Origin of the sequence: Mycobacterium sp. 1274761.0, from assembly GCF_001668615.1 — a bacterium.
Lineage (GTDB): Bacteria > Actinomycetota > Actinomycetes > Mycobacteriales > Mycobacteriaceae > Mycobacterium.
Genome location: NZ_LZMC01000113.1, coordinates 41619 through 54776 on the forward strand (window position 1 = coordinate 41619; position 13158 = coordinate 54776).

The 13158-nt window shown below is 61.6% G+C and carries 11 protein-coding genes and 2 tRNA genes; 5 read left to right on the forward strand and 8 right to left on the reverse strand.

Features of this window, described 5'->3' with window-relative positions; all coding sequences use genetic code 11:
- The first annotated feature begins 26 nt into the window (after window positions 1–26).
- Window positions 27–99 (forward strand) — tRNA-His (locus A5651_RS24435).
- A 240-nt stretch (window positions 100–339) separates the two neighbouring features.
- Here the strand turns inward: A5651_RS24435 and A5651_RS24440 are convergent.
- Window positions 340–1179, reverse strand: a complete 840-nt coding sequence (locus A5651_RS24440; protein WP_231988814.1) for a hypothetical protein — start codon at window positions 1177–1179, stop codon at window positions 340–342.
- Window positions 1180–2064: 885 nt separating this feature from the next.
- On the opposite strand from A5651_RS24440, the gene A5651_RS24445 reads away from it, so the two are divergent.
- Together A5651_RS24445 and A5651_RS24450 are read left to right on the forward strand one after the other, a co-directional pair.
- Window positions 2065–2985 (forward strand): SDR family NAD(P)-dependent oxidoreductase, encoded by a 921-nt coding sequence (locus tag A5651_RS24445; protein ID WP_066987413.1) that lies wholly within the window; start codon window positions 2065–2067, stop codon window positions 2983–2985.
- Window positions 2985–3881: an alpha/beta hydrolase gene (locus tag A5651_RS24450; RefSeq protein WP_066987417.1), complete on the forward strand. Its 897-nt coding sequence runs from the start codon at window positions 2985–2987 to the stop codon at window positions 3879–3881. The genes A5651_RS24445 and A5651_RS24450 overlap by 1 nt, the downstream gene beginning before the upstream one ends.
- Before the next feature lie 70 nt (window positions 3882–3951).
- Here A5651_RS24450 and A5651_RS24455 read toward each other — a convergent pair whose 3' ends face one another.
- The 6 genes from A5651_RS24455 to A5651_RS24480 all read right to left on the reverse strand — a co-directional run bounded on the left by A5651_RS24455 (window position 3952) and on the right by A5651_RS24480 (window position 9588).
- Complete coding sequence (locus tag A5651_RS24455; RefSeq protein WP_066987548.1) at window positions 3952–4230, reverse strand: cytochrome C oxidase subunit IV family protein; 279 nt, start codon at window positions 4228–4230, stop codon at window positions 3952–3954.
- 5 nt (window positions 4231–4235) lie between these two features.
- A complete protein-coding gene (locus tag A5651_RS24460; protein ID WP_066987421.1) occupies window positions 4236–4835 on the reverse strand; it encodes a cytochrome c oxidase subunit 3 family protein in 600 nt (199 codons plus the stop codon).
- Entirely contained in the window at window positions 4832–5638 is an 807-nt protein-coding gene (locus tag A5651_RS24465) for a hypothetical protein (RefSeq protein ID WP_066987424.1), read from the reverse strand. Before A5651_RS24465 ends, A5651_RS24460 begins: the two co-directional genes overlap by 4 nt.
- The gene (locus A5651_RS24470; protein ID WP_066987550.1) at window positions 5635–6357 is read right to left on the reverse strand and encodes a hypothetical protein; all 723 of its coding nucleotides are present in this window, start codon (window positions 6355–6357) and stop codon (window positions 5635–5637) included. Before A5651_RS24470 ends, A5651_RS24465 begins: the two co-directional genes overlap by 4 nt.
- Before the next feature lie 599 nt (window positions 6358–6956).
- Complete coding sequence (locus A5651_RS24475; protein ID WP_066987427.1) at window positions 6957–8651, reverse strand: FAD-dependent oxidoreductase; 1695 nt, start codon at window positions 8649–8651, stop codon at window positions 6957–6959.
- A 394-nt stretch (window positions 8652–9045) separates the two neighbouring features.
- Window positions 9046–9588: a TetR/AcrR family transcriptional regulator gene (locus A5651_RS24480; protein WP_066987430.1), complete on the reverse strand. Its 543-nt coding sequence runs from the start codon at window positions 9586–9588 to the stop codon at window positions 9046–9048.
- 656 nt (window positions 9589–10244) lie between these two features.
- On the opposite strand from A5651_RS24480, the gene A5651_RS24485 reads away from it, so the two are divergent.
- Window positions 10245–11540 (forward strand): cytochrome P450, encoded by a 1296-nt coding sequence (locus A5651_RS24485; RefSeq protein WP_066987553.1) that lies wholly within the window; start codon window positions 10245–10247, stop codon window positions 11538–11540.
- 152 nt (window positions 11541–11692) lie between these two features.
- Here A5651_RS24485 and A5651_RS24490 read toward each other — a convergent pair whose 3' ends face one another.
- Window positions 11693–12916: an Ig-like domain-containing protein gene (locus A5651_RS24490; protein ID WP_066987433.1), complete on the reverse strand. Its 1224-nt coding sequence runs from the start codon at window positions 12914–12916 to the stop codon at window positions 11693–11695.
- A 159-nt stretch (window positions 12917–13075) separates the two neighbouring features.
- Here A5651_RS24490 and A5651_RS24495 point away from each other — a divergent pair.
- Window positions 13076–13148: transfer RNA gene (locus A5651_RS24495), tRNA-Lys, on the forward strand.
- Window positions 13149–13158 lie beyond the last annotated feature (10 nt).

The window sequence follows — 13158 nt, forward strand, 5'->3', positions numbered from 1 at the left end:
ATCTACGACGCCGCAGTGCGGCGATGGTGGCTGTAGTTCAGTTGGTAGAGCACCAGGTTGTGATCCTGGCTGTCGCGGGTTCGAGTCCCGTCAGCCACCCCGAGGGATCACACCGCCTCACCTGCATTCCGTAGGTGAGGCGGTGTGCTTCTCTGTGCTTCTCCTGGTCCATGAAACGGACCATCCAACAACGAACGCCGATCACGTCGTTCCACTACCGCTCAATTGCTCGACAAGCGAGGCGCGCCCGTCGGCGTCGAGGAGTGCGACGCCGGTCTCCTCGCGATAGGGGTCGCGACGTCGGCGACCGCCTGACAGCGGTGAGGCCGTGGTATCGCCCTAGTCGCGCTTGGTCGCGCGGGGCACCGCATCCCGGCGAGAGGCCCGTAGGCGTGGCGCGTAGCTGAAGAACGCACGGGGCGCGGCGTCGAGGAGTGTTTCCAGCAGCACACTTGCCGGCGACGTGCGATTGGGTGGCGCCGGAAGTACAAAGGCAGTAGCAGTCCCAGCACTGGTTGAAATCTGGATCGGCGTCCCTGGCGCACCGTAGATGCCGTCGCGGGTGCCCGCGAACATGTCGTTGATCCATCCGGCGGAGATTGTCTGTATTGCTTCGACGTTTTGCGGAAGCGAGAAGCCGGTAAACAGTTGAGCTGCCTTCTGAATTAGTACGTTTCCACTTTGCATGGCATCTATGTGGGAACCCCCGACTAGCGAAATTCCCACGAACTGGTTGGGTCGCGCATGGACTAGGTAGCCGCTGACGTCGCCGAGCTGGTTCCAAAAGTGCTTGGGTTCGGTAATCAGCAGCACCGGTCGGTTGTTGACGCCAGTGAGCTTTGTCAGAGCCGTCGGCAGTGCGTTATCAAGCGAGACCGCGTCGAACAGCATCACGCCGGCCAAATCCGTGACCGCTCCGTTGTCGACGCAGAACCCGGCGGCGGCTGCGACGAGGCCACCGCCCATGGAGTGGCCGGCGAGCACAAAGCGTTGCGGCAGCGTCACGGAGCTGCCCGCCGCCAGGGTCGCGCTGGCGGTGAGTGGCGCCCGGCAACCCGCGAACAGGTCGGCTACCGCGCGATGCAACGTCATCTCACCCAACCAGGCGGCCTCGCTGGCGAAGAGGTTCGACGTCAACGACGGGGTGATGACGACGCTATTGGTCTGCTGGGCGAGCACTGCCGCCGTGTAGCTGTAGAGCGGGGCACTGGCGAGGAAGCCGTGTTGTAGATAGATCAGCCGAGACGGTGTTTCGCGTCCGCTCGGGAAGTACCAGTTCGCAGGTACGAGGTGCCCTGTTCCGACGGGAAGTTCCAACCTGGATCGCCCGACAGTGACCGTGCTGCCCGGGGGAAGAGTCGGAGGTCCCTCAAGCGCCCTTATCAGGCTGATCACGACGGTGAAGACGATGCCAGATGGGTGGGCTTCCCGCGTAAGTGCCGATCGGATCGAATCGCGGCGAGCCGAGAGTTGTTACGTAGCAACATGTTACCTACTCCTAATTGTGCGCGGAAGCAAACCTCTCGACGGGCGGCAGAGGCGTTGGCCGTCGTGCCGGTCGCTGTCAGGCAGCCCTGCATCTGACGCGTAATCATCGCTTCTTCGCAGCAAAGTATCAAGTAGTTGCGATTAATCTGGATAACCCGATTCCCGCGCGACTCCTCGAGGCTTGAACAATCAGCGCTGATTCAACTAACCCTTGGTATGAATCCGGAGACTCGAATGGGGCCGGCTGCAACGGAAGTCAGATGCTTACGTCGTAATGCCGACCATTCCCGTCTTCACCTATCAAAGTGAGCGCTTCTCGAGCTCTCTGCAAACCCGTCTTATCACGATGAGAAACTTCTGGCTCAACTGTTCGGCAAACCGGCTGTTCAAATGCCTTGCGTGCGAAGGAAGTCCTGGCCAGCGTCTGAGCCGGCCTTTCAACTTCCTGCCCCATCGTTGACGTTGCAATAAGCCACCCCCCAACCTGAAACCTGCGGTGGCGGTCCATTGCTGCCGATCGGAAAGCATCAACGACGAGGATATTTGCCTCTCAACGACAGAGAGCGATCATCTCCCATGTCAGCAAGGAAGTGGACCGAGGCGGATGTGCCCGACCAGACAGGGCGGGTGGCGATCGTCACAGGCTCCAATACCGGCCTGGGCTTCGACACCTCTCGAGTTCTCGCTGAGCGTGGAGCCTGTGTGGTGCTCGCAGTTCGCGACACAGAAAAGGGGAAAGCTGCACGGGACCGAATATTGGATACAGCGCCGCGTGCGGAAGTTACTGTTCAGCGACTTGACCTGGGCTCCCTGCGATCTGTGCGCGCCGCTGCTGAGGAGTTGTCGGCCGCATACCCACGCATCGACCTGCTGATAAATAACGCCGGGGTGATGATTCCGCCGAAGCAGGTGACACCGGATGGCTTCGAATTGCAGTTCGGCACAAACTATCTCGGTCATTTCGCCCTCACCGGGCTTCTACTAAACAATGTAGTGCCGGTCAATGGTTCACGGGTCGTCGTCATCAGCAGCAATGCTCACAAGCTCGGCGGTGCAATACATTTCGATGATCTGCAGTGGGAGCACCGGTACAACCGCGGCGCCGCCTATGCTCAGTCGAAGCTGGCCAACCTGATGTTCTGCTATGAACTGCAGCGGCGGTTGGCTGCCGCCGATGTGCCCACCATCGCGGTTGCCGCCCATCCTGGGTATACCGATTCCGAGCTGATACGCCACGTGTGGAAACCGGTCGTACCGCTGATGAGGCTGTTCGGTCCAGTTGTGGGACAGGATCCAGCGAAAGGGGCACTGCCTCAGTTGTTGGCGGCCACTGATCCTCAGGTGCGTGGGGGTCAGTACTGGGGTCCGCGCGGACTATTTGAACTCAAGGGCTATCCGAAGCTGGTGACAGCGAGTGCCAAAGCCCGCGACGAGGCCGTCCAGAAGCGACTGTGGACCGTAGCTGAGGAACTCACCGGCGTCACCTATCCTGTCTGATGCCGAACAGCCAGGAGTTTCATGCCGACTTGCGGGGGATTTCGCGTGTGCTGCCCGGCGGACCCTACACTCGCCGCACTCTGCCCGTTATTCGCACGCTCACGAGATTACAGGGATTGCGTTTCTCGAAGAATGTCGAAGTGGTGGCCCTGCCCAGCGGGATCAATGTTCGTCTGCACCGACCTCAGAACACTGACAGCACGGACGCCGCGCTGCTGTGGATCCACGGTGGCGGATACGTCATCGGATCGGCAGCGCAGGACGACCGGCTGTGCCGCCGCTTCGCGCACCGGCTAGGCGTCCCTGTCGCCGCCGTCGATTACCGCCTCGCGCCTAGACACCCTTATCCGGCTGCCTTGGAGGACTGCTATGAAGCGTTTGCGTGGCTGACTCGCTTGCCCGGCATCGATCCCGCGCGGGTCGCCATCGGCGGCGCAAGTGCCGGCGGCGGCCTGACGGCGGCGCTCGCGCTACTGGCTCGCGACCGCGGCGAATTGGTGCCGCTATTTCAGCTCTTGGTGTATCCGATGGTGGATGATCGCTCCAGCGATCGCCCCGGCATCAGAGATCGGCGTTATCGGCTCTGGAGCCCCAACAGCAATCGATTGGGATGGACCGCTTATCTACGCGGCGCCGATCCGCAAATCGCCGTGCCCGCGCGGCAGATCGATCTCTCTGGCCTACCGCCGGCGTGGATCGGCGTTGGCACCCTGGATCCGCTGCACGACGAAAGTGTCGAGTATGCACGCCGCCTGGAAAGCGCTGGCGTGCCATGTGATATCGACGTCGTTATCGGCGCTTTCCACGGATTCGACATTGTCGCACCAACTGCCGGAGTATCACGTGCATTCTTCGACCGCCAGTGCGAGGTTCTGCGAAAGACATTCGCAAGCTGAAAGTTCCCGGGGCCTTTAATCATCCGAACACCGATCATTGAGATTCGAGGGCATCGCCGTTACATCTAATCTACTGAGCGGCGAAGTAGAGGCCCAACAGGAAGCCGAAGAGTGCGATCAGCCATGCCGTTGTCGTCGCCTTAAGCCACGTAGGCGCCCGCTGGACTTCCATGAAGTACCAGATCACCAGTTGTGTTTTCACCGCCGCGATTAGCAGCACGACCACGGTGACAGAGGCGTTGAGGTGGTGTGTCCCGCCGCCGTCGCGGGCGGTCAGCCACGACACGACGGTGACCGCCGTGAGCAGTGCCCACACATAGATCAGCGAGTTGCGCAGATACGTCGCCACACCTATCACCTCGTTAAATACAGCAGCGCGAACAGGATCAACCACAGGATGTCGACCATGTGCCAATAGGTGGCACCGGTTTCCACGAATGAGATTCGGGGTTTTGCTGGTCCGCGCAGGTTGCGGATGACAAAGCAGAGGATCACCAGGCCGAGGAGCACGTGGCACAGGTGCAGTCCTGTCATCACGTAGTAGTACATGAAGAACAGGTTGGTTCCCGGGGTCATGCCGGCGGTGATTTCCGGGATGTACTCGAACAGCTTGAGCAACGGAAAGGCCGCACCGCAGGCCAAAGCGACGCCGAACAGCCGCAGTGCATCCGCGGTCTCTCCGGCGCGCGCCGCTGCCGTGCCCAGGGCGACGAATAGCGAACTGGTCAACAGCACGAAGGTGTTTACGGCACCTATGTTGAGGTTCAGCTGTGCCTGGCTGTGCAGAAATTCTGCCTGGTCTCCGCCGCGATAGAACATGTAGCCCACGAAGTAGACGCCGAAAATGAGCAGGTCACCGATGACGAAAAACCACATGCTCGGATCACCGGGGACGTGTCTCCGGACTTCGATATCGTGTGTGGCGGCGCTGAACTGCTCTGAGACCTTGGTCATGCGCTGGCCCTCGCCGCGGTGCCGGTTGACGCGGCGTTTGACCCGATCCAACTGTGCTCAAGCTCGTCGTCGGGCTGGTTCTTGATCGCCCGGAAGATGCACGCGTAGACGATGAGTTGCCATGACACGAACAGCGTCATCGCCAACCAAAACGTCATCAGGCCGTTCCACGCGAACGGACCTGACTTGGCGATCCACACCGGTGCGGCGATCAGCTCGCTCACGTACTGCCAGACGGTGTAGTAGCCGAGCCATTTCGGCAGAATGATGTTCTCATCGAGGATGATGGCCAGACCGAAGGCCATCCACATGATGCAGAAGCATCCCAGCGAGCCGATGAACGCCAGGTAGCCGAAGTCGTAGAGCATCGCCAGGATCGCGGGGTCGTAGCCTGAGCGGAAGGCGCCCAACCCAAAGCAGAACAGCGGGAACAGCATCCCGACAATCGTGCCGGTGATCGCACCCATCATCACGGTGTAGCGAAACACCGGGCTGACCGACATCCGCTTGATCTGCATGAGGTAAACCGCGTTGGACACCGGCCCCAGACCGAACGCCAAAGTCAGGACGGCGCAAGCGATCAGCAGGTTGTGCGAGTGCATGAAATCGACGATCTGCGCCTGCGCAGTGCTCGGCGATCGCGGCGGCATCATCCAGCTCAGCGGGACGAAAACCACCCCGAACACGGAGAAGAAGAACGGCACCGACCAGAACGCGATCCACTGATCGAGCTTCCTGGACTGGCGCCACGGTCGGGAACGCGTCGTAGCGCATTCGGATGCCGGGGCCACGCTCTCGGTCATGCCAGGGCCTCCCCCTCGCTGCCCTGGCGATTGACCACGCCCAGAAGAACAACGAACATCACCGAGATGTAGATTGCAAAAACGCTGAGCCGCAGTGTGAATGACACGGCGCCATCGAACGCTAGCGGCCCCGACTTGTGCAGGATCGAGAACGCGCTCGGAATCAGCAGAGCCGCGATGACGATGTTGAAGTGCGCCACCCAGCGACGAAAGATCGGGTCTGACCGTGCGTCGAGGTAAATGCTGATGGCGAGGCAGAGATTCTGCACGATGATCGTGCCAACCGGCGCGATGAAGAAGAACCACGCCATGTCGTTGAGCAGGCTGATCAGTTGCGGGTCACGCTCGGGTCGGAAGGCAGCAATCCCCCAGCAGTAGTCGGCGAGGATGAACGCGGTGAGTCCCACCCCAACGCAGAGGATGTAGGCATAGGTGAAGACACTGCTCGACGTGGCGGTTCTTGATATATGTACAGCGGTCACCGCGAAGAGCGGGACCAGCGAGCACGCAATGAGATTGCCGAGTATCGCGACGCCGAGTATACCCGTCACATTCTCGGCGAAGAACGCCGCGACCTGCTCGGGTGTCATTGTCGGCGACAGTGGTGGGGAGAAAACCGGGAACAGAAAACAGGCCAGCGCGAACAGCGCCCCGGCGGGCGGCACCGTCCACAACAGGATGCGTTGGCCCTTCGTATTAGCCGCTACAGGTGTCATCATCGCCACCGTCCTGCCTTCTGGATCCGCTGCCAACCTCGGTGGGGCCGGCTGTGTTCGCTTCGCGGCCATAAACGAGTAGACAGCTCCTCGGACGCGCCGCTGTGCACGCCTGGAGCGGGTTTGGCCACGCGTTGGTACGAGTGATCACACTTTCCAGGGCACCAATACCGACCTCGGCCGCGCTCGACGAAAGGGCTACGTCCGCCCTCGAACCAGCAACAGCTTCCGCAGACACAATCTTGACCAATTCCTTCGCCGCTACACTCGACGAGGCCATTCCGCTCTCGGCGGTCGACCTCCAATCATCCACCTCGCTGACTGACATGCATCTAGTCACGTCACGACAGCTAGGCAATCAGTTCCAATCGCACTGGCAATTGGGTGATAATCGGGTTGCTGAAACCGCATGCGCCACTGGGGCTCTCAGTCCGTTCCCAGCCTCCCGCGCCGTTCGGAACCGAGCTGGTTTGCGCCCCTTCGCCATTCGAGAAGACCCGCTAAGTGCCATTGAGCGCAACTCCGTAGTCCGTGGCGAGCGCCGACGGCGCGGATACCACACTTGCGACACGGCGATCGACGCTACGACGCCCGCAGCCCAATCAACTCCGCGCATGCGCGTAAGCCTTCCTGGCGATTTCGACCATCTTGGCTGGGTCGGTGAACTTGACCCGCGGACGTCCGAAGGATTGACCACGCTGGCGTTCGGCTTGGTCGATGGCGTGCCAGCCGTCGCCCGAAATTCGGTCCGGCTGACGAACAGCGAGAAGTCGCTCAAGCGAAGGTCGATCTCCGTCGGGGCGGCAGAGCCTGCCGGAGATGAAGTCCTCCATGATGTTTGCGACCGTCTCGCGGGCACAGTGCTTATTGGTACCGATCGTGCCATTGGCTCCGCGCTTGATCCATCCGGCGACGTAGACGCCTGTGATCGGCTGCCCGTCTTCGGCGATCACCCGGCCGCGGTCATTGGGGATGATTCCGCGATGCTCATCGAACGGCAGGCCGGGCAGTGGCCGGCCCCGGAAGCCCACTGAGCGCAATACCAATGATGCCTCGATATCCTCGGTCTGGTCGGTCGCGACGGCCTTGATTGTGCCGTCAATGTCGACGAGCTCGTTGGCGGTGATCCGTACCCCCTCAACGCGGTCGGTCCCTTGAATTTCGACCGGGGAAACGCAGTAGCGGAATACGGCCCGCTTGTTGTGCGGGTCCAGCGGACGGTGCGCGAACTCCTCGGCAAGCCTCACCTTTAGAGCGAGCGCCGGTTCCAGCGCGGGATCTTCGATCTGGGCTCGGCTGGTTGGGTCGAGGTTGAGCTCGCGCTCATCGAGCACGACGTCCACCCCCGGCAGGTGGTTGAAGGCCAGAAACTCCGATGATGAGTAGGCCGCCTGCAGTGGCCCGCGTCGTCCCAGAAGCACGACCTCCCGAATGTTGCTGCGCCGTAGGTTCTCCAGCGCATATTCTGCGATGTCGGTGTTCTGCAATTCGTTGGGGTCGAGGAGCAAGATTCGCGCCACATCCAAGGCGACGTTGCCGTTTCCGACCACCACGGCGCGCTGTCCGGACAGATCGAATGTCATATCGGCGTAATCGGGATGCCCGTTGTACCAGGCGACGAACTCGGATGCGGGATGGCTTCCGGGCAGATCCTCACCCGGTATGTCGAGCCGGCGCTCATCGAATGCGCCGACGGCGTAGATGACGGCGTGGTGGTGGCGCATCAGCTCTTCATGCGTGATGTGCTTACCGACTTCGACGTTGAGGTGCAAACCCACAGCGTCTGTGACGAACCTCGCCCCGAAGGTCAGGCCCACCTCCTTGGTCGCGGAGTGATCCGGCGCCACACCGCCGCGAATTAGCCCGTAGGGCGTAGGCAGCCTGTCCAGCAACTCGATCTCGACGTCGGCGCGGGCCAACAGCTCGTCGGCGGCATAGCATGCGGCCGGCCCCCCGCCGACGATCGCGACCCGCAGAGTCCCCAGTTCCTTAGGTGGACGTGAGGGCCGCTCGTCTAATCGTCGAGGATCTGCGTGCAGCGGGTGCCGCTCGAAGTAGGCAGCGTTGATGTCTTTGTATCGTTTCAACGGTTCAGGTAGATCGACCTCGTAGTCGATCGCGCTGGTCGGGCAGACAGGTACGCATGCGCCGCAGTCGACGCAGGCTTCCGGATCGATGTGCAGCATCTCGGCCGTGTTGAATTCGGGGTCATCCGGCGAGGGGCGGATGCAATCGACTGGGCACACCGACACGCAGCTGGCATCGTTGCAGCATCTCTGGGTGATCACGAAAGCCACAGCGGGGACCCTGATCTCGGGCAGGCCGATGCCTGCAGGTCTATCTGCCCACTCTGCCGCCACGGTCGAGTCGTCACGGCGTAGCTACCCACTGCGACGATCGACGGCAGCCACCGACCGCCGGCGCCAGCTTCGCGTGAACGCTGCGCTGTCATCACCAGATCAGCTTGGTGAACACCTGATGACACAGTCAACGAGGCGCCACGAGGTTGAAAGGGGGGTCGAACCCGGTCAGCCACCTGCCCGACAGCTCGTACGGGCTGCACCTGCAGTGATGGGTGAGAGATCCGTATGGTTTTCTCTCGTGCTGCGAAACGCAAGTTTAGGACTGGCAGACGCAATTGGATCTACCGAGTGCGCGAAACGCGAAGAACCCCGATTGCAGCTGCTTGCGCTAGCTAAACGATGGGCCGACGAAGCGTCTGACGAGCGCGTGCTCGACTTCGCGGTCCTCGGCTGGCCAGTACCACAGCGCCAGGGTTACCCGCAGCAACCACTGCGCGGCCAGGGGGTCGTCGGAACCGATCACTTCCTGGGCCAGCCGGGCCACGCCCGGCGATGCTGTCAACCATTCGCCTTCGTGGCTCGGCCGGATCGAACCCATCATCAGGTCACCGAGCGGCTCGGCGCGGATGTGCTCTAGCGCAACCAAGATCGCCGTGACTACACGCTCAGTGCCGTGTAAGTCCTTGATCGCCTCACGCACTAACCCGACGATTCGTGCGGAGGTGCGCATGGTGACGGCTTCACGGATCGCGGCCTTGCCGCCGGCGTGACGATAGATCGTTGCCGGTGAACAATGCACTATGGCGGCCAGTGCCTCAATCGTGAACGCCTCAAATCCTTTGCGCGAGACCAGCTCTGCCGCCGCGTCGTAAATTCGGTCGGCGGCTTCGCTGCTTCGGTCGCGGCCGACCAACCAATCCTCACGTGTCATCACACCTTGTCCCCGTCCAGCCGACAGATAAATTCGCGTTCTCGCGTTGAGAATTATTTTGAGTGCTTCACCCGGCTCACATGCCTGTCGTGAGAAGTCATCACACTACCCCGCCACTGGGTGCCGCGACCTCGACCCGCGCACTTGACGGCTGTGATGTTCACCGGTTCCCACGACGCATTGACGACATCAGACGAGCTCAGGGCTGGGCACACCGAGCCCGACACCCCTTCGGCAAGGGCACGTCCCGGGGATCCGAGTTCTGCAGAATAAGCTGGTGCACATGCGGCCGTTCTCAGCGACAAGGCCAAAACGGCTTTATCGTTGTGAGAATTTTGGACAGGATTCTATCGCAGAACGCGCTGGTCAGACGGCTCTGGTGCGAAACGCTTCCTGCGTAGCATCAGAACGGGCCTTTCAACTTCGTGTCGCACCGTTGACGATAGGTGCACCAGCGCCGAACCTGAGGGCATGAGGGTGCAGCGCCATCACCTGCGGTCGGCATGCGCCCACCCGTCCTGCATGCCGGCCCATCGGCGGCTTGAGGAGACGCTTGCTTTGGCGCACAACGCTTTCCACCCCGACCCGCACGGTGCCGCCTCGCCGGCCCGAGAGACCTTTGCGTCCTTTACTAACGGGCGAAAGGTGCAATGGTCATGGCGGTGAACAACCCGCGCGGCATCGCTACATTACTCAAACCGCTTGGCAGCGCTGTCCAAATGAATCTCACCGGGGCGATCCGCACGCACCGGCTGGGCTATCGAGGTTGGACCGGCGCGGTCAACACCGACTACGACCCCTTGGACGCCGCCACTGCGGCTCAGCCGCACGAAGCCTACCGAGCGCTTCATCGCAGCGGGCGCGTGCACTACAACCCTAAACGCGCCACCTGGATCCTCAGCCGACTCAATGACGTCCGTGCGGCGTTACGCGATACGGATCAGGTCACCAGCGCCCGGGGGGTAACGCGGGTCAGAATGGCGGCGGACCTCCTAGTGCTCACCGACGGCGACCAGCACGCCCGACTACGCAAGCAGGTCCAGCCCGGCTTCACCCGCCGCGCGCTGGAAAACTGGCAGGAGATAACAGACAAGCTTGCAGCCGAACTCGTAGAAAACGTGATCAATGAGCCGGGTTGCGACGTGGTAGAACGGCTTGCGATACCGATGCCGATCCGTATCATCGCAGCGATCCTTGGGGTACCAGACACCGACGTCGCCGACTTTCGACGATGGTCGGAAAACAGTGTTCGAATCATCGATTTCTCACCGACACCCAAAGGTGTTGTCGATACCGCAAACTCGATGCGCGCAGTCCTCGCGCTACGACGCTACTTCCTGCGTCACCTCGCCTCCGGTGAGCTCAAAGATTCGGACACCATGCTTGGGCGGCTGCTGGAACACAACACCGAAGGCGACCTCAGCGACGATCAGTTGTTCTACGTTGCCCTCTTGCTGCTCATCGCCGGTAACGAGACGACTACCAACCTGCTCGGTGGCATGTTCGAAACTTTGGCCCACAACCCCGACCAGTACGATCTCATCCGCGCCAACCCCGATCTCATTCCCATCGCCGTCGAGGAACAGCTGCGGATCTCCAGCCCTATCCAAAACCTCTACCGCTATACGCGGGCGGACTATCAGGTCGGCGAGGTAACCATTCCCGCCGGCGCACGCGTGCTCCTGTCCTTCGGTGCAGCCAACCGCGACCCACTCGTCTTCGACGATCCTGACGAATACCGCGCAGACCGCAACCCGCGCATGCATATCGGTTTCGGCTATGGCGCACACATGTGCGTCGGCGCTCCTCTGGCACGCATGGAGGCGCAGGCGGTGCTGCGTGAACTCGTCGACCGCGTCGCCCGTATCACCGTCGTCGGCCCCACAACTTGGTCGACCAACAGCTCGCTGCGTGGGCCGACGCGTTTGCCCGTCAGGTTGCTCTGCAGCTGAGTTGGTCCACACCCGCCGGGCACCCCCTTTAGCGAATGAGAACCCCGGTCCTCAAACTCTATCCCTGACCCTGATCATCAAGTCGCGCAGTGTGTTTGACACCGATCCCGCCGACGCCAACCCCGATGACGAAGTGACGGGCCGCTACGCCGTCAGATATTGGCGTTACCTTCCCGCCACTGTTCCCACGGAATGTTCCAGTCGCCGAGGCCGTCGGTGCCGGGAAGCACTGAGCCGACGGTATTGGAGATCTCGACGATGTCGCCACGCTTGGTGTTCTCGAAGAACCAAACGGCATTGCTGGTGCTGACGTTGAGGCAGCCATGGCTGACATTGCTGTAGCCCTGGCTTCCGACCGACCATGGCGCAGCGTGCACGAAGATGCCGCTGTAGGAGATCTGGGTGGCGTAGTCCACCTCGGTGCGATATCCGTTGGGCGAGTTCGACGGAACGCCATAGGTCGACGAATCCATCACCATGTGGCCGAACCGGTCACCGACGATGAAGATGCCGTTGTTCGTCGGAGAACTATTCTTGCCCATGGAGATCGGCATCGTCTTGATGACCTCGCCGTTGCGCCGGACCGTCAACGTCTTCGTGTTGTCGTCAGCGGTCGCGATCACCTCGTCACCGATGGTGAAGTGTGTGGTGACGTTCTGCGCGCCGAACAGGCCGTCCCCGAGATCGACACCGTAGGTGTTGACGGCCACATCCACGGTCGTGCCGGGTTTCCAGTATTGCGCTGGGCGCCAACGTACTTCGCGATTACTCAGCCAGTAGAAAGCGCCTTCGACAGGCGGGTTGGTTTTCACCGTGATCGCCTGCTGCGCCGCGAGCCGATTCGGAATGTTCTCATCGAAGCGCACGGCGACGGGCTGCCCGATGCCGACGACCTCACCGTCGTTCGGCAGCACGTAGGGCACCGTCAGGTTCTCAGGCGAATGCGTCTGGAATGTCATTCGCTGATTGGCAGCACCGCCGAGCCCCAGCGATTGCGCGTTCAGCGTGTAGCGCGTGTTGTAGTCCAGTGGCTCGGTGGTGCGCCACGTCAAACCGTCGGCGCTGAGCTCGCCGGCGACCGGGGTGCCCTCGTCGTCGTTGACCATCGTGATCGCGCCGAGGACGCCGTCCTCGGCGGCTACCGTCACGGGCTGGTCCACGGCGACGCCGACCGCGCCGTCCTTCACAGATGCGGTGAGCTTGGGCACCAGCAGGTCACCGAAGGGCGTCCCCTTGTCGGTGATCGTCTGAGGCTGAGCCGGCTGGGAGCTTCCGCCGCAGGCACTGAGCCCGACCACAAGGGCCGGCACGACGGCGATGGCCGTCAGCCAGAGATAAAAACGGCGCGGACGGGCCAACTTTTTGACCTGCCACATAATTTGCTCCAACTCGTAGGAGAACCGACTTCTGAGAATTCTGGCAATATTCTAAGGGCAACCGCTGCCTCGCGCGAACGCGCTGACAGAGCCCTCTACGGAGCCGTCGACCAAAGAGATTTCACCCTGTGCCTCGCCGCCTGTTATTGTCGCTGACGCGCGCCGTTAGCTCAGTTGGTAGAGCAGCTGACTCTTAATCAGCGGGTCCGGGGTTCGAAACCCTGACGGCGCACTCTCCAAAA

Excerpts from the sequence above, each read along its gene's own strand:
- A5651_RS24445 (WP_066987413.1), top strand. The coding sequence starts at position 2,065 with ATGTCAGCAAGGAAGTGGACCGAGGCGGATGTGCCCGACCAGACAGGG.
- A5651_RS24450 (WP_066987417.1), top strand. The coding sequence starts at position 2,985 with ATGCCGAACAGCCAGGAGTTTCATGCCGACTTGCGGGGGATTTCGCGT.
- A5651_RS24460 (WP_066987421.1), bottom strand. The coding sequence starts at position 4,835 with ATGACCAAGGTCTCAGAGCAGTTCAGCGCCGCCACACACGATATCGAA.
- A5651_RS24465 (WP_066987424.1), bottom strand. The coding sequence starts at position 5,638 with ATGACCGAGAGCGTGGCCCCGGCATCCGAATGCGCTACGACGCGTTCC.
- A5651_RS24470 (WP_066987550.1), bottom strand. The coding sequence starts at position 6,357 with ATGATGACACCTGTAGCGGCTAATACGAAGGGCCAACGCATCCTGTTG.
- A5651_RS24480 (WP_066987430.1), bottom strand. The coding sequence starts at position 9,588 with ATGACACGTGAGGATTGGTTGGTCGGCCGCGACCGAAGCAGCGAAGCC.
- A5651_RS24485 (WP_066987553.1), top strand. The coding sequence starts at position 10,245 with ATGGCGGTGAACAACCCGCGCGGCATCGCTACATTACTCAAACCGCTT.
- A5651_RS24490 (WP_066987433.1), bottom strand. The coding sequence starts at position 12,916 with ATGTGGCAGGTCAAAAAGTTGGCCCGTCCGCGCCGTTTTTATCTCTGG.